Origin of the sequence: Streptomyces sp. BBFR2 (genome assembly GCF_044497305.1) — a bacterium.
Taxonomy (GTDB): domain Bacteria; phylum Actinomycetota; class Actinomycetes; order Streptomycetales; family Streptomycetaceae; genus Streptomyces.
This window is the reverse complement of sequence record NZ_CP172415.1, coordinates 223,645-239,067: the sequence shown is the minus strand read 5'-3', so window position 1 is coordinate 239,067 and position 15,423 is coordinate 223,645. Positions and strand designations below refer to the sequence as shown.

Here is a 15,423-nt window from a genome sequence, read left to right as displayed (position 1 = left end):
TTCGCCCTGCCGCGGCTACAGCGTCTGCAGCGGCGGGATGTCCTCCGGCAACAGCGTCACCAGGTTCTTCGTCTCCGCTTCGAGGTCCGCCTCGTCGGGGGTGGCGGAGGTGAGCAGGGCGGTGTCGGCGAGGCGTGCCGCGTGGCGCTCCGTCATCCGCTGGAAGAGCTGACGGGCGGTACGGCCGTTGCCGAACCGGTCGTCGCGCTCCACGCCCGCGAAGTACGTGGTGAGCGCGTCCGTCGTGGCCTCGCCCAGTTCGTAGCGGTGGTGCTCGGCCTGCTGCGCCACGATGCCGACCAGCTCGTCGGTGTCGTAGTCGTCGAAGAGCAGGGTCCGGGTGAACCGGGAGGCGAGACCGGGGTTGGCGTCGATGAACCGGCCCATGTCGTCGGGGTAGCCGGCGACGATCACCACCACGTCCTCGCGGTGGTCCTCCATCAGCTTCACCAGTGTGGAGATGGCCTCCAGACCGAAGTCGTTGCCCTGGCCGTGCGGCACCAGCGCGTACGCCTCGTCGATGAAGAGGACACCGCCGACCGCCTGCCGGAAGACCGCGGTGGTCTTCGGCGCGGTGTGACCGACGTACTCGCCGACCAGCGCGCCCCGGTCCGCCTCGACCAGATGGCCGCGGGAGAGCAGCCCCAGCGCGGTCAGCAGGCGGCCGTAGAGCCGGGCGACCGTCGTCTTACCCGTACCGGCGTTGCCCGCGAAGACCAGATGGCGGCTGAGCGGGGGCGGCGGCAGACCCGCCTCGGTACGGCGCCGGACCAACTGCATCAGCTTGACCAGCGTCTCCACGTCCTGCTTGACGCGCTCCAGACCGATCAGCGACCGGAGTTCGGCGAGCAGGTCCTCCAGCGACTCGGTGGACGCCTCGGTGACCTCGGCGCCGGCGGGCGGGGTGGTACCGGGGGCACCGCCCGCCGCCAGGGCGCGGGGGCCGGCCGGGGCGGGGGCGGACGCGGAGACCGGCAGGGTGCTGTCCTTCACCCCGTCGACCCGGCAGTCCTCGAAGACCGGGTCCGCGCCGTCCGCCAGCTTCAGGTCCTCGTCGGCGTCGCGGACCACGCAGCGGCGCACCACGGGCTTGGCGTCCTTGCCGACGTAGAGCGCCGGGAAGCCGGTGGCCGAGATGTCGCAGTCGGTCAGCAGCCCCGCCGCGCCGTCGGCGACATACACGCCGTTCTTCGCGGAGCGGGCGATACGGACGCCGCTGACCCGTGGCCGGGCGCCGTTCCACAGCACCAGGGCGCTGCCCTTGCTGTCGGTGATCTCGCAACTGTCGAGCCAGGCGGTGGAGCGCTCGCCGAGGAACACCCCGGCCGAGCGGCTGCCGCGCACCCGGGTGTCCGCCACCAGCGCGCCGGTGTCCGCGGTCACCTCCAGGCCGGTGCCGCAGTCGGCGATCTCGCAGTTGTCGAGGAGCGGACGGTGCGCGGAGGTCAGGCTGATGCCCGTCCCGGCGTCCGTCACCCGGCAGCGGCGGGCGGTCAGATCGCCGCCGTCCACCGCGATGCCGGACAGTTCGGCCGACTCCACGCGAGTGCCGGTGAGTGTCAGCAGGGCGCGTTCGGTGACCCGCGCGCCGTGCTGCGGGGTGCCGCGCAGCTCCCCGTCACGGACCGTGGCGCGGGCGGAGCCCGCCAGGTGCAGGGCGGTGAAGGCGCTGTCGGTGATCGCGCAGTCCAGGAGCGTCAGCCGCGCCTCGTCGGTGGCGAAGACGCCGTTGGCGCGGGAGCGGGCGAGCGCGCCGCCGCGCATCTCGACCTGCGCGGTGCCGCCGGCCGCCAGCCCGCTGTCGGCGGAGTCGCCGACGGTGGTGGCGTCCAGCCGCAACGCCGCGCCCTGGGCGGCGAGCACGCCGACGCCCCCGGACTCGTCGATCCGGCAGGAACGCAGCGTCAGCAGCACCGGGCCCGCGGCCTGTACGCCCGCGGTGCCGCTGCGGGCGATCTCGCAGTCGTGCAGCAGGACGCCCGCGGTGTTCCCGGACGCCCCGGCGTCGCCCTCCGGGCCGCTGCCCGCGTCGGCGTCGTCCGGTACGGGCAGCGGGGTGGTGCCGGTGGCGGCGGAGGTGACCAGGACACCCTGGGCGGAGCCGTCGGTCAGCCGGCAGGAGCGGAGCACCGGCCGGGCGTCGTCCTCGACGGCGAGCGCCGCCGCGGTGGTCCTGGTGATCTCGCAGTCGGTGAAGGTGGCGGTGGCCGGCCCGCGGACCTGGACGCCGTGCCCGGCCGCGGTGTTGACGGTCAGCGCGGTGACGGTCGCGTCCGCGCCGTGCTCCACCAGCAGTGCGGTGCCGCGGGTGTCGGTGACGGTCACCCGCTCCAGGGTCGCCCGGCTGTCGCCGCTCAGACGGACGGCGGGTCCGCCCGCGCCGTGCACCGTGCAGTCGCGCAGCGTCGGCGCGGCGGTGCCGGAGACCTCCACCCGCCCGCCGGTGATCTCGCAGCCGTCGAGGACGGCGGTGCCGCCGCTCACGGCGACGGCGGGCTGCTCGGGGTCGATGCCCTGGACGGTGAGCCCGCGGACCTCCCCGGTGCCGCCGAGGACGGTCAGCGCCGTGCCGCGGGGGGACACCAGCCGGACCGTTCCCGCGCCCTGTTCGGCGACGAGGGTGATGTCCCGTTCCAGGGTGATGTTCTCGGTGTACGTGCCGGGTTGGACCGACACCACGGTGCCCGGTCCAGCGGCGCGCAACGCCGCGCCGATGGTGCGGTGCCCGCCCCAGCCCCGGGCTCCGACGCGAAGTGCGGCCGCGCCGCTGGACCGCCCGATCATGCCGCTGTGCAGCTGAGCTGGACCGGCCCGGCAGCGTCGTGCGCGTCCTTGGTGGACGACGTGTAGTCGATGCCGGTGTTGAACATCTTGACGGTCACGAAGCCGCCGTCGACCTTGAACGGGCCACGGGCCAGCCACTTGCCGCGGTTGTTGACCTGGTCGACGTCGAAGCTGCCGGCGGCGGCACCGCCGCTGTGGTCCGACGCGTAGACCGCGTACTTGGCGGGCTTGCCGCCGACGTGCCGGATGTCCGAGCTGCCCGGCACGAAGACCGCGAGACGGCAGGAGGCCGCGCCCTTGATCTTGGCGCGGTAGTCGAACTTCCACAGCACGTACTGCGTCGCGTCGTACTTCGTCGACGAGCCGGACATGGGGATGGACAGGTACTGGCCGTTGCAGCCGGAACCGGTGTAACCGCCGCTGGAGGACTTCAGCCACCCCGCTTCCTGGCTGAAGTTGGGGTCCTTCGTCCAGATCTTGGCCGCCGGGCTCGACGGGCAGCCGAATCCGGCGAGCGCGGTGAACGTCTGGGCGGAGGTACGGGAGACGGTTTTGCCGCTCTCGTCCTTGGTGGTGGCGGTGGGCGACGGCGGGGTGTGCGTCGAGCCCGAGGTGGAGTTGTCCTCGGCGGGGATGATCCGCTGGCCGTCCGGCATGGTCTGCTGCTGCCCGCCGGTGCCGCCCGTGGCGGAACCGGGACCGTCGGGGGACGCCTTGCCGTCCTGGCGGTGGTCGGCCTTGGCGGTGGCGCCGGCCGGGGCCACCTTGTCGGCCTGGTTCTTCTTGTCGCCCGAGCTGCTGAGCGCGCCGATGGCGAGGGCACCGAGGCTCAGTGCGGCGACGACCGCGATACCGATCGCCACCAGCCGCTTACCGGGCTTGCCCTGCTCGCCCTCGGGGCGGACGCCGCCCACGAACGCGGAGACGAAACCGTGCCGGTCCTCCTCCGGCAGGCGGCCGGGTGCCTCGGCAGCGGGCTGCGCGGGCTTCTCCTGGTCAGCCACGTACGTACTCTCCAATTGTCTTGCCGTAAGGGACAGGCGGCACAGAATACCGCCGGGAGGTAAACAGGAAATGTCGGCGGGGGAAAATCAATTCAGCTTGAGCGATTTGTCTCGCGGTGTCACGCGAATTTATTACACGGCCATGGCGAATCATTATGCAATCGTGACCTGCTGGCGGGAACTGAAGCGGTGAGAGATCCGTCCCCGGTGCGTCTGCAGGGAGTCGACTGTCGCGTCACCGTCCTGACCTGCACTGCTTCGGTTCCGTTACGGATCGCCCGACAGTCCGTGCACTGTTGATTTTGTCCGGTACATTGAAACGGCATCGACTCGCTGCCCGGATAGTGTGCTGTGCAGGGGGATCTGAGTGTGACGCAAAGACCTGAGGACGGGAATACGCATGTCCAATAGTGCGCGAATTGCCATTATCGAGCATCAGAACCTGGTCCGGCACGGACTGGAGAGGGTGCTCTCCCAGAGCCCGCGGCTCGAAGTGGTGGCCGCGGTGGAACGCGTGCAGGATTTCCCCTTCGGCGCCCCGGCCCCTGACGCGATCCTGTACGGGCCGCCCGTGCACGACTGCGCCACCGAGGCCGAACTCCCCGGCCAGACCCTGGCCCGGCTCGTCGCCTGCGCCCCGGTGCTTCTGGTCTCGGACTTCAACCGGCCCCACCGCGTACTGGAGGCCGTCCGCGCCGGAGTCCTGGGCTGCGTCACCGGCCGGGTGGACGACGAGGAGCTGCTGCGCGCCGTCGACACCGTGGTCCTCGGCGGCTTCCACCTCTCCTCGACGCTCGTGCCGAGGCTCCAGTCCGAACTCCAGCAGCCCGGCGGCGCCGAACCGCGCTCGCTCGCCCGCCGCGAACTGGAGGCGCTGCGGCTGCTCGCCGAGGGCCTGACCCACAGTCAGATAGGCCGCCGGATGGGCCTGACCGAAGCCACGGTCAGCACGTACGTCAAGCGCATCCGCACCAAGCTCAACGTCGGCAACAAGGCCGACCTCACCCGCACCGCCATCGAACTGGGCCTGCTGCGCGACCCCGCGGCGGCCGGCGGTGAAGGGGCGCCGGCGCCCGCGGTGGGCCGGGCGCCGCGCGGCCCGATGGCCAGCCGCTCCCGCTCCCTGCTGCTCGGCAAGAACTGACGGCACCACCGCGGCACCCGCCGTACCGGACGCCGAGGACCCGGCACCGGACGGCACTACCGGCGTACCCCCCAGACGCCGGACGGCGGCGGTCACCACCGACGCCTGGCCGGCGGACCGCGCACACACCACCGCGCAGTCCGCCGCCGGCCCCGGCCGGTAGCCCTCCGTCGCCCGCACGTCGTCCCTCACAGATTCCGGCCGACGCCCATGAGCTGGTCGAAGACGCCGAAGGCGGCGACGGTGAGGGGGATGGCGAAGGCGCCCAGGACCGCACCGAGTCCACCGAACCAGACGGGGCGCCGCATCGAGGGCAGCTCCGGGCGCATCAGGCGCCGGAAGCCGTACAGGACCAGCACGGCGCCGACGGCCAGGGCGGCGGCCGGACCGGTCCAGCCCGGCAGATCCAGTTGCACGGGCCCGGCCAGCAGCAGCGTGAACAACCCGATCGCACCGGCGACACCGACCGGCGCCACCTCGACCACGACCTTCGCGGCACCGGCCCGCAGCAGCAGACCCAGCCCGATGCAGGCGGTGATCGCCGCGGTGAACGGCGAGGTCTTGTCGGTGGCGAGCAGCACCAGCGCGACGGCGCACGCCAGCGACAGCACCCCGCCCCACAGCGCCAGCAGCAGCATCGCGGTCTTCACCGCGGTCTGAAGCTCCGCGCCCTCCGGCGTCGAACCGCCCTGGCGCCGGTAGCCGAACGCGGCCACCCGCCCGGCCGTCGCCGGCGCGATCAGCAGCAGCCCGAACGCGACGACGGAGATCACCGCGGCGCACTGCGCGGTGTCGGCCTTGAGCAGCGCCAGCAGACCGGTCACCACCGTGCCGATCAGCGCCCCGAGAAGCACCGCCGTGGTGGTCACGCCCATCGACGCGACGGCGGCCAGCACGGCACCCACGAGCACCCCGCCCGCCAGGCACAGCGCGGTCGTCCCGTTCGCCGTCAGCGCGGCGGACGGCGCGGTCTCCTGGGCCACCAGCGTCCACGACGCGACCGCCAGGCACGGGATCGCGCTCAGCGCCAGCGCCAGCCGGACCGAGCCCGGGACGGACCAGCGCCGCTCCGTCGCCAGCCAGGAGAGCCCCGGCAGCAGCAGACCCAGCGCGGCGGCGGCGGTGCCGGTGACCGCGGCCTCGACCGGCTCGGCCACGGCGACCAGCACCAGTGCGGCCAGCCACCAGACCAGCCCGCAGGCCAGCACCGTCACGGTCCGCGACCGGGCGTCCCAGCGCCGCTCCAGGGCCTGCTCGGAGACCTCGGAGACCTGCTCGGCGACGTCCAGCACGACGGGCTCGTCGAACTCGTCGGCGACCACGTCGCGCAGGTACAGGAGCTGGCCGTCCGCCATGCCGAGGTCGGCGAGGCTGTGTTCGGGCGCGATGGCCCCGCCGGTGCCCGTCGCCAGCGACCACGCGGCGGGCATCAGCTCGTTCTCCTCCAGCTCGCACAGGCGGGCCAGGTCATCGATGTACTCGGCGATGGGAGCACGGGCCGGGACCGCGAGGTCCACCTGCCTGTGCTCGCCCACGACCGTGATCCGGCAGCGCTCATCGGCCATCGGGTGCTGTCAGTCCCTCTCGTGCGTGCTTGGTGCGTGGTGCGGCGCCGCTCGGGGAGCGGCGGTGAACGGGAGGCTCAGCCGCCCGCGCTGTTCTGCCAGGTGCGGATGTTGGCACCCTCGGCGTCGGAGTAGTTGGTGTAGTTGATGTGCATCGCGCGGGAGACCTCGCCGAGCACGCCGTGCGGCCCGAACAGGCCCGCGGCGGCGGTGTCCCACTCCGTCTGCAGCGCCTGGTACTGCACCTGCGCCTGACCGCCCCAGGTCTCGGCGATCGGGGCGATCTTGGCCTTGAGCTGGTCCAGCTCCGTGAGGATCTGATCGGCGAGGGTGTTGATGTAGGCACTGGCGCCCTCAAGACCCGAGGCGACCTTGATGTGCGAGCTGTCGATGGACACGGTGGCTCCTGGTTCGTCGGGTCCGTCAGATCCGGGCCGGCGGAAGCTGGGACTCCAGCGCCTTGTGCCGCCGGATGTTGTCTTCCTCGGACTGGGTGTAGTTGACGTGGTTGGTGCGCAGGCCCGTCGCGATCTCCGTGAGCGCGTGGTGCAGGTGCTGGGCGTTGACGTCGTACTGCTGCATGTAGCCGACGAACGTCTGGTGGGCGACGCCCTGCCACATGTCCTCCAGTTGGACCACGTACGCCTTGAGCATCTGGAGCTTGGCCTCGACCTCGGCGGCGGTGTTGTCGCAGGAGACGGCGGCCTCCGCGACCATCTCCGGAGTTACCTGGTAATCCGTCGTCATCTGCCCGCCCTCATCACGGCCGGTCTCCACCGGCGTCGACTCCTTTGGGCTCACTGTCGCAGCAGGGCGACGCGTCGAGACAGTCCCCTGTTCAGATGTCCCGCCCGCGCCCCGGAACCGTCCCGACCTCTTGACCGTGCGCCGACAACAGGTAAAGTCCAGACCAATTGGCGGGCGGGTCGGAACCGTGCCTCCGGTGTCGGCTACCGGAGACGGCCCCGGCCCGGCCGCCAGTGCACCACCTTCGCGTCATTCACCCCCACTCCCGAGGCTGCCAGGGGGGCGTGCGTGCCAGGCGGCGCCGCGTCCCGGTCTCTTCCGCGGTGGCCTCCTCCGCGAAAGGTATGCCATGAACCGGAAACGCAGGCTGGCCATGGGCATCGGCGCTGCCATCGCCCCGCTGCTCGTCGTCACCGTCCCCGCGGGCTCCGCCAGCGCCCACGGCTACATCTCCAACCCGCCCAGCCGCCAGGCCCAGTGCGCGGCGGGCACCGTCAAGTGCGGACCCATCAAGTGGGAGCCGCAGAGCGTCGAGGGCCCGAAGGGGCTGACCAGTTGCAGCGGCGGCGACGAGCGGTGGGCCGACCTCGACGACGACTCCAAGGGCTGGAAGGTCACCCCCATCCCCAGCACCGCCAGCTTCAGTTGGAAGCTGGAGGCCCGTCACGCCACCAGCACCTGGCAGTACTTCGTCGGCAGCAACAAGGTTGCCGAGTTCGACGACCACGGCGCCCAGCCCGGAGCCACCGTCACCCACCAGGTGAACTTCGGCGGCATCTCCGGCAAGCAGAAGGTCCTCGCGGTCTGGAACATCGCCGACACCGAGAACGCCTTCTACGCCTGCATCGACGTCAACATCGGCGGCTGACCGGCACCGCGCCCGCCCCGGACGGCCGGTTCCGCTTCCGGCCCGGCCGTCCCGGGCACCGCCCGCCCCGCCCCCGCGCCACGCGGTGAACACCGCCCCGGCACACCCGATACGATCGGCCTTTCGTGGCCGTCGTACGTGGCCGTCGCCGGGAGGACGAGATGGGCCTGTTCCGCCGAGGACCGAAGCGGGATCCCCGCGACACGCCACGCGACGGGGAGTTCTCCTTCTTCTCGGACAGAGAGGGCGGCGTCTTCCGCTCCCAGGTCCGTCAGGCATTCGCCGAGCAGGGCCTGGAGGTCACGGTCTACGCGGGCGTCGTCACCGACTCCGGCGGCCGCCGCTTCGGCCTCGGCAACCTCGCCGCCGTCTGCCACCGCGACCGCCGCGGCGAACGGAGCTGGCCCGGTCTCGTCCGCGACCACGTCGGCAAGGTGCTGCGCACCATGGACGGCCCGCAGCCGCTGGAGATCCTCTCCGCCGACGAGATCCGCGCCTGCCTCTACCCCCGCCTCGTCGCGGAGGAGACCCTGCCCGCCTCCGACGCGTTCCGCTACGGCCGCGAGCCCGCCGAGGGGCTGCGGGAGGTGCTGGCGCTCGACCTGCCCGACGCGGTGCAGATGCTCAGCGAGGACTCCCTGCTGGACGTCGGCGACATCGCCGAGCTGCGCATCCGCGCGATGAACAATCTGCGCGCCCTGCCGGTCGAGGGACACGAGACGGTGCGCCGCCCGGACGGCGCCTCCTTCGAGGTGCTCTTCGGCGACTCGTTCTTCACCGCCAGCCGGGTACTGGTCCTCGGCGAACTGGTCGAACGGATCACGGGCACCCCGCTCACCGCCGACGGCGCGCTCGTCGCGATGCCCTTCCGCCATCAACTCGGCTTCCACCGCATCCGCGACGCGCAGGTCATCCCGGCGCTCCAGGCGATGGCCGAGTTCGCCGCCGCCGGACACGAGGACGCGGCGGGCGCGATCAGCCCCAACGTGTTCTGGTGGCGCCGCGGCGTGATGACCCCGCTCAGTGAGCTGGACGGGGCCGGGCTGCGGGTGGTCGTGGACGGCGATTTCCAGCACATGCTGGAGCGCCTCGTCGAGGGCGAGGCGTGAGGCCCGGAAAATTCTTCCGGCTTTTTCCCCGGGAAAGGGAACCCGGACGCCCCTGGACCCGTTATCCCGAGTGAGGCCCCGCGTCATCCCCCGTGCGCGGGGTCTCACCATGTCCGCACCCGGCCGCCCGCCGGGCCCGTCCGGCTCCGTCGCCACCGGCCGCCGCGCCGATCGGGAACCGCCCCTCCGGCCGGACGCCGCCACCGCGCGGCCCCGGCGTCCCGCCGCCGGACCTGCCCGCGCCCGGCCGCTCTAGACTGACCCCCGGTACGAGGCATACGCCCAGGGGGACGGAGACGGCAGTGGCAAGGGGCATCGAGGGTGGCGGGGCGGATCCGTCCGCCGAGGTGCTGGCGGAGGCGGCCGCGATGTTCGGACTGCTGGCCTCGCCGCCGCGGCTGCATCTCGTCTGGTCGCTGACCCAGGGCGAGAGCGACGTCAGCGGGCTCGCCGAACGCGTCGGCGGCGCGCTGCCCGCCGTCAGCCAGCACCTGTCCAAGCTGAAGCTCGCCGGTCTGGTCCGCTCGCGCCGCGAGGGCCGCCGGGTGGTCTATCTCGTCGACGACCCCGATGTGGTGGCCGTCGTCCGGCTCCTCGTCGGACGGCTCGCCGACCGCGGCGGGCAGCACGCGTCCGGCGCCCGCCGCTTCGGTGGCTGAGACCGAAGCGGCACCGGGCACCGGCCATCTGCCCGGCCCCCGGCAGACCCCCGCCGGCACCGCCCCGGGCGCCGCGGACGCCGCCCTCACCCCGCTCCAGCTCATGCGCCGCCTGGCCAGCGGACCGCGTGGCCTCACCGAGAGCGAGGCCGACGAGCGGCTCGTACGCGATGGCGAGAACACCGTTCCCGCCTGGTACACCCCGTCCTGGCCGCGCCGGTTCCTGCGCAGCCTGCGCGATCCGTTCACCGCCGTACTGCTCTGCCTCGGACTGGTCTCGGCGACCGTGTCGTCCTGGGGCACCGCCTGTGTGATCACGGCGTTGGTCGTCGTGAGCTGTGTGCTGCGCTCGGCCGGGGAGGCGCACGCCGGACGGGCGATGGCGGCGCTGCGGGAGATGGTCGCGACCACGGCGGCGGTGCAGCGCCGCCCCGACGGCGACGCCCCGCCCCGGGTGCGGGAGATCCCCGTCGAGGAACTGGTCGTCGGCGATGTGGTGCGGCTGGGGCCGGGCGATCTGGTCCCCGCCGATCTGCGGCTGCTGCGGGCGAACGGGCTGAGCGTCCACCAGGCGGCGCTGACCGGCGAGTCCGCCCCGGTGGCCAAGCACGCCGTGGACGATCCGCGAGGCGGCGGTGACGCGGACCCGCCGCACCTGTGCTTCCAGGGCAGCAGCGTCGCCACCGGCAGCGGCACCGGGCTGGTCGTCGCCACCGGCGCGGACACCCGCTTCGCCGCCGCGTACCGCGCCTTCGGGCGGCGCCGCGGCGAGACGGCGTTCGACCGCTCCGTCCACGGCATCGCCTGGACCCTGATCCGCTTCATGCTGCTGACCCCGCCGCTGGTGCTGATGGCGAACGCGGCGGTGCGCGGGCGGGGGCTGGAGACGCTGCCGTTCGCGGTGGCCGTCGCCGTCGGACTGACACCGGAGATGCTGCCGGTGGTCGTCACCGCGACGCTGGCGCGCGGCGCCGCGAAGCTCGCCCGCACCGGCGGCGTGATCGTCAAACGGCTGCCCGCCCTCCACGACCTCGGCGCGATGCAGGTCCTCTGCCTCGACAAGACCGGCACCCTCACCCAGGACCGGCCGCTGGTCGAACACTCCGTGGACGCCCGGGGCCGCCCCGATCCGGGCGTGCTGCGCTGGGCCGCCGTCGCCGGTTTCTGGACCCTCGAACTCGCCGAGCTGCCCGCCCCGGACAGCCTCGACGAGGCCATCCTCGCCGCCGCGGACGAGGCGGGCGCCGATCCGCTCGCCCACGACGGCGTCGCGGCGCTCCCCTTCGACCCGGTGCGGCGCCTCGCCGCCGCCGTCGTCCGCCGCCCCGGCGCGCTCGGCACCCACACCCTCGTCGTCAAGGGCGCGGCCGAGGACGTCCTCGCCCGCTGCGCCCGGGTGCGCGACGACGGAGCCGAGACCGCGCTGGACGACGCCGGGCGGGCGCGGCTGCTCGACCGGGTGGCGCGGGAGACGGACGCCGGGCTGCGGCTGCTCGCGGTCGCCGTCGCGGACCGCCCCGCCCGCACCGGTGAGTGGCGGGCGGCCGATCTGCGGGGGCTGACCTTCCTCGGTTTCGTCGCGCTGCGCGACGCCCTCGCCCCGTCGGCGGCCGACGCGCTGGACGTCCTGGCCCGGCGCGGCGTCCGCGTCAAGATCCTCACCGGCGACCACCCGGGCACCGCCGCCCGCGCCTGCCGGGATCTGGGCCTCGACCCCGGCGAGGTGCTGACCGCCGGGGCGCTGGCGGAGCTGGACGGACCGGCCCTCGCCGCGGCCGTCGGCGGCGCCACCGTCGTGGCCCGCTGCACCCCCGCCGACAAGGCCCGGATCGTCGCCGCGCTGCGCGGGGCCGGGCAGGTCGCCGGTTTCCTCGGCGACGGGGTCAACGACGTGCCCGCGCTGCACGCCGCCGATGTCGGCATCACCCCGCGCGGTGCGGTGACGGTGGCGCGGGAGGGCGCCGACGTGGTGCTGGCAAAGAAGGACCTCACCGCCATCGGCCGGGCGGTCGCCGCCGGGCGGTACAGCAGCGGCTCGCTCGCCGCGTATCTGCGCATCACGCTCTCGTCCAACCTCGGCAACGTCCTCGCGATGCTCGGCGCCGGGCTGCTGCTGTCGTTCCTGCCGATGCTGCCCGCGCAGGTCCTGGTGCAGAATCTCTGCTTCGATGCCGCCCAGCTCGCCTTCGCGCTGGACCGGCCGGGCGAGGCGGTACTGCGCGCTCCCGCGGCGCTGCGGCCGCGTGCGTTCCTGCGGTTCATCACGGTGTTCGGGCTGATCAACGCCGCCGCCGACGTGGCGACGTTCGCCGCTCTCGCGGTGGCCCTGCACACCGCGGGCGCCGGCGGTGAGGAGGTGTTCCACGCCGCGTGGTTCACCGAGAACCTCTTCACCCAGGCGCTGGTGATGCTGGTGCTGCGCGCCGGACATCTCACGGTGCGGGGCCGCCCGGGGCCGGTCCCGTGCGCCGCGGCGGCCCTCGCCGTCATCGGCCTGCTGCTGCCGCTCTCCGCGCTGGGCCCGCCGCTGGGCCTGGCCGCACCGCCGCCGCTGTACTACGCGTTGCTCGCCGCCGTCCTCGCGCTGTACGGGACGGCGCTCGTCGCGGCGCGGCGGCGGTACCTGCCCGGCACCCGCTGACCGTACGGGCCCGGACCGCGCCCCTCATCAGCCGTACGACAGCTTGGCGCAGGCGTCGTCGTCGGCGGTGCGGGCGTCGTCGGAGACCTCCGTGGGCACCTTGCCGTCCGCGGGCGGCGCGGTGGTGGCGCCGGGGGAGGGCTGCCCGGAGTACGAGCTGCCGACGGTCACCGTGATGCCGGGGGCGGGTTCCTGGTGGAGTTCGGCGCCGGGGAAGAGCCGGGCGGTGGTGCGGGCCCGGTCCTCCTCGCCGGGGCCGTAGGAGATCCGTGTGGTGGTGTGGTCCTGGGACGGTGCGGTGCTGGTGGCGACGACGGTGAAGCCCGCTTCCCGCAGGGCGTCGCCGACCCGGGCGCCGAGCCCCGTGGTGTGGGTGCCGTTGAGGACGGTGACGCGGATGCCGGTGCCGGAGACGGGTGCCTCGGAGGCGGGCGCGGTGGGTTTCTTCTTCGGGGCGCCGCTGCCGGCGGCGTCCTCGCCGTCGAGGGTGCGGTCGGCGCGCAGGGACGCCCAGAGGGAGTCGGCGGCGGGGTGCACGATCGCGACCCGCGCGCCCTGGTAGCGCCAGGGGACGGTGACGAACGCGGTGTTGTGCAGATCGATGTCCTTGAGCGACATCGCGAACGACAGGAGTTTTTGGGCGCTGCCCAACTCCGGGTCGACGGTGAGGGATTCGGTGGCCGCGGTGGCGAGCGGCAGCAGTGCGGTGGGGTTGAAGCCCTGCTCCTTGATCTTGCGTATCAGCCCGGAGACGAACGCCTGCTGCCGTTTGATCCGGCCGATGTCGGAGCCGTCGCCGATGCCGTGCCGCAGCCGTACGTAGTCGAGGGCCTTGCGTCCCTCGACGGTCTGCGGGCCCTTGGTGAAGATCCGTGCGCCGCGTGAGCCGCGTTTCGGGTTGAGATCGCCCTGGTAGACGTCCTGCGGTACGCAGACGGGGACACCGCCGACGGCTTCGGTCATCTTCGCGAAGCCGTTGAAGTCGACGACGACGGTGTGGTCGACGCGGACGCCGGTCAGTTTCTCGACGGTGTTCTGGGTGCAGGCGGGGTTGCCCAGGGGCGTCTCGCCGACGGAGAACGCGGAGTTGAACATCGTGTGGGCGCGCGGTCGGGTCCAGGAGCCGTCCGGGAGCTTGCAGGGCGGGATGTCGACGAGGGCGTCGCGGGGGATGGACACGGCGAGGGCGTGTTTGCGGTCGCCGTAGATGTGCAGCAGGAACGCGGTGTCGGAGCGGCCCACGTCGCCCTCGCCGCCGCCCAGTTCGCTGTTCTTGCCCGAGCGGGAGTCGGAGCCGATGACGAGGACGTTGCTGCCGCCGGCGGCGGGGGCGGGGCGGTCGCGGCTGACGCCGTCGGCGCCGAACGTGGTGATGTTGCCGTCGAGCCGGTGGTAGATCCATCCGGCGCCGGCGGCCAGCAGGACCACGAAGGACGCGGTGGTCACCCCGGCTATCCGGGCCTTGCTGCGCTTGCGCCTGCGCCGCCCCCGGGCGGCGTTGTCCCCGTCGCGGCGTCCGTCGCGTGCCGAATGGCTGCCTGTCACGTGTGCACCCTCAATTGCCCGGATTTCTCCTGGGGGAAAGGCGGTTCACCCCCCGCCCAGAGTTGTATAGTTGCGCAATGTAGCAAGTAAATGCCGGTGTACCACCGGCGACCGGCAATCCGAGAGGCGGCGGCGATGCTGCGCAACGGACTGGAGCCCTGGCACCTGCTGATCGTGGGACTCGTGGTGATCCTGCTCTTCGGCTCCCGCAAACTCCCCGACACCGCACGGGCGTTGGGCAAATCCCTGCGGATCCTCAAGAGCGAGACCAAGGCGATGAAACGCGACGGCACCGACGCCGGACCGCCGCCCGCGGAGCCCGCGCCCTACGCCACCTTCCACACACCGGACGCCGCACCCGGCCCGGCACCCGCAGCCCCGGCCCCCGCTTCCGGGACCGGCGACCCGGCGCCCGCCACCCCGGCCCACGGGACCGCCGGCCCCGCCGCGCAGCCGCTGCCCGCGCCGGGCACCGCCCGCCCCGCCGGGTCCGGCGGCTCCGCCCCGGCGGCCGTGCCCGCCACCGGCCGGGGGACCGGCGATGGCTGACGAGAGTGCCCGTACCACCTTTTCGACCGCGCAGATCACGGGGGTTCACATGCCGACGAACGACGCGTTCCGGCCACCGGACGAGGCGGACTTCCCGCAGCTTCTGGAACGCGCCCTGGCGACCCGGGAGATCGCGGAGGCGCTGCGCCGCGCGGACGGCGACCCCGACGCGGGGCAGTTGCGCACCGAGGCGCTGCGCTCGGTGACCGTGATCGCCGCCGCCGCGCAGGAGGAGTACCGCGCCTACCACCGGTTCGCCGTCGCCCGCGCCGCGGCCCGGCCGCCGGTCCGGCCGCTGACCCGGGCCACCGGCGGGGTGCTGCCCGCGCTCGGGGTGCTCGTACCGGGGCTCGCGGCGGTCGCCGCCGCCATCTTCCTGCTGCTCGGCTTCGGGCTGCGCGCGGTGGGACTCCAGAGCCCGCTGGCCGACGAGCTGATCGTGGCGGGCGAGATCGCCGCCGCGGTCGCGGCGGTGGCGGCGCTCTGCGGTCTGCTGTGGGTCCTGGCGGCCGCGGCCCGCAACCGGCCCTCGGCGAGCGGCCGTCCGACGGCGGAGACCGAGGCGGCCCGCGCCCTGACCGTCTACCGGGAAGCGCTGGTCACCCGCGGTCTGCTGCCGTTCCTGCGGGCCCGGCTGGGGGACGCGGCGGGGAAGCCCGGGGCGGCCGGGCCGCCGGTCCGCGAGCGCCCGGGGCCCGGCTTCAGCGCCCCCGATTTCGCCGGTCCCCACTTCGCGAGTCCCGATTTCACGAGCCCGGACTTCGGCGGCCCGGGCGGCGCCGCGGAGCGCTGAAACGGCCGGGGCGGC

At 73.5% G+C, this 15,423-nt stretch carries 12 protein-coding genes and 1 pseudogene; 7 read left to right on the top strand and 6 right to left on the bottom strand.

The window, feature by feature from the left end:
- Nucleotides 1–15 precede the first annotated feature (15 nt).
- Entirely contained in the window at nt 16–2,784 is a 2,769-nt protein-coding gene (locus ACGH2B_RS00955; RefSeq protein WP_399082466.1) for a right-handed parallel beta-helix repeat-containing protein, read from the bottom strand.
- Nucleotides 2,781–3,788 carry a hypothetical protein gene (locus ACGH2B_RS00950; protein ID WP_399082463.1) on the bottom strand — a complete coding sequence of 336 codons (1,008 nt, stop codon included), beginning with the start codon at nt 3,786–3,788 and terminating at the stop codon, nt 2,781–2,783. The genes ACGH2B_RS00955 and ACGH2B_RS00950 overlap by 4 nt, the downstream gene beginning before the upstream one ends.
- A gap of 400 nt (nt 3,789–4,188) precedes the next feature.
- On the opposite strand from ACGH2B_RS00950, the gene ACGH2B_RS00945 reads away from it, so the two are divergent.
- The gene (locus tag ACGH2B_RS00945) at nt 4,189–4,932 is read left to right on the top strand and encodes a response regulator transcription factor (RefSeq protein ID WP_399082460.1); all 744 of its coding nucleotides are present in this window, start codon (nt 4,189–4,191) and stop codon (nt 4,930–4,932) included.
- Between the two features lie 188 nt (nt 4,933–5,120).
- On the opposite strand, the gene ACGH2B_RS00940 is transcribed toward ACGH2B_RS00945, so the two are convergent.
- From ACGH2B_RS00940 to ACGH2B_RS00930, 3 genes are all read right to left on the bottom strand, one after another.
- Nucleotides 5,121–6,497, bottom strand: coding sequence for an EsaB/YukD family protein (locus tag ACGH2B_RS00940; protein WP_399082457.1), 1,377 nt, complete (start codon nt 6,495–6,497; stop codon nt 5,121–5,123).
- A 77-nt stretch (nt 6,498–6,574) separates the two neighbouring features.
- Nucleotides 6,575–6,895 carry a WXG100 family type VII secretion target gene (locus tag ACGH2B_RS00935; RefSeq protein WP_399082454.1) on the bottom strand — a complete coding sequence of 107 codons (321 nt, stop codon included), beginning with the start codon at nt 6,893–6,895 and terminating at the stop codon, nt 6,575–6,577.
- A 25-nt stretch (nt 6,896–6,920) separates the two neighbouring features.
- On the bottom strand, nt 6,921–7,274 hold the full coding sequence (locus ACGH2B_RS00930; RefSeq protein WP_399082451.1) for a WXG100 family type VII secretion target: 354 nt from the start codon (nt 7,272–7,274) through the stop codon (nt 6,921–6,923).
- A gap of 319 nt (nt 7,275–7,593) precedes the next feature.
- On the opposite strand from ACGH2B_RS00930, the gene ACGH2B_RS00925 reads away from it, so the two are divergent.
- The 4 genes from ACGH2B_RS00925 (at nt 7,594) to mgtA (ending at nt 12,521) form a co-directional block, all read left to right on the top strand.
- Nucleotides 7,594–8,112, top strand: coding sequence for a lytic polysaccharide monooxygenase auxiliary activity family 9 protein (locus ACGH2B_RS00925; protein WP_399082449.1), 519 nt, complete (start codon nt 7,594–7,596; stop codon nt 8,110–8,112).
- A 161-nt stretch (nt 8,113–8,273) separates the two neighbouring features.
- Nucleotides 8,274–9,221: a hypothetical protein gene (locus tag ACGH2B_RS00920; RefSeq protein ID WP_399096604.1), complete on the top strand. Its 948-nt coding sequence runs from the start codon at nt 8,274–8,276 to the stop codon at nt 9,219–9,221.
- Between the two features lie 368 nt (nt 9,222–9,589).
- Nucleotides 9,590–9,880, top strand: coding sequence for an ArsR/SmtB family transcription factor (locus ACGH2B_RS00915; protein WP_399096600.1), 291 nt, complete (start codon nt 9,590–9,592; stop codon nt 9,878–9,880).
- A complete protein-coding gene (mgtA, locus tag ACGH2B_RS00910; RefSeq protein WP_399082446.1) occupies nt 9,873–12,521 on the top strand; it encodes a magnesium-translocating P-type ATPase in 2,649 nt (882 codons plus the stop codon). Before ACGH2B_RS00915 ends, mgtA begins: the two co-directional genes overlap by 8 nt.
- 27 nt (nt 12,522–12,548) lie before the next feature.
- Here mgtA and ACGH2B_RS00905 read toward each other — a convergent pair whose 3' ends face one another.
- A complete protein-coding gene (locus ACGH2B_RS00905) occupies nt 12,549–14,066 on the bottom strand; it encodes an LCP family protein (RefSeq protein ID WP_399082443.1) in 1,518 nt (505 codons plus the stop codon).
- A 135-nt stretch (nt 14,067–14,201) separates the two neighbouring features.
- Between ACGH2B_RS00905 and tatA the strand changes: the two are divergent.
- Together tatA and ACGH2B_RS00895 are read left to right on the top strand one after the other, a co-directional pair.
- Nucleotides 14,202–14,465: pseudogene (tatA, locus tag ACGH2B_RS00900) on the top strand (Sec-independent protein translocase subunit TatA); the annotation flags it as partial.
- 142 nt (nt 14,466–14,607) lie between these two features.
- Nucleotides 14,608–15,408 (top strand): hypothetical protein, encoded by an 801-nt coding sequence (locus ACGH2B_RS00895; protein WP_399082440.1) that lies wholly within the window; start codon nt 14,608–14,610, stop codon nt 15,406–15,408.
- Nucleotides 15,409–15,423 lie beyond the last annotated feature (15 nt).

Bases quoted from the DNA above. Each gene is read 5' to 3' on its own strand.
- ACGH2B_RS00895 (WP_399082440.1), top strand. From the start codon at position 14,608: ATGGCTGACGAGAGTGCCCGTACCACCTTTTCGACCGCGCAGATCACG.
- ACGH2B_RS00940 (WP_399082457.1), bottom strand. From the start codon at position 6,497: ATGGCCGATGAGCGCTGCCGGATCACGGTCGTGGGCGAGCACAGGCAG.
- ACGH2B_RS00920 (WP_399096604.1), top strand. From the start codon at position 8,274: ATGGGCCTGTTCCGCCGAGGACCGAAGCGGGATCCCCGCGACACGCCA.
- ACGH2B_RS00925 (WP_399082449.1), top strand. From the start codon at position 7,594: ATGAACCGGAAACGCAGGCTGGCCATGGGCATCGGCGCTGCCATCGCC.
- ACGH2B_RS00945 (WP_399082460.1), top strand. From the start codon at position 4,189: ATGTCCAATAGTGCGCGAATTGCCATTATCGAGCATCAGAACCTGGTC.
- ACGH2B_RS00955 (WP_399082466.1), bottom strand. From the start codon at position 2,784: ATGATCGGGCGGTCCAGCGGCGCGGCCGCACTTCGCGTCGGAGCCCGG.
- ACGH2B_RS00915 (WP_399096600.1), top strand. From the start codon at position 9,590: ATGTTCGGACTGCTGGCCTCGCCGCCGCGGCTGCATCTCGTCTGGTCG.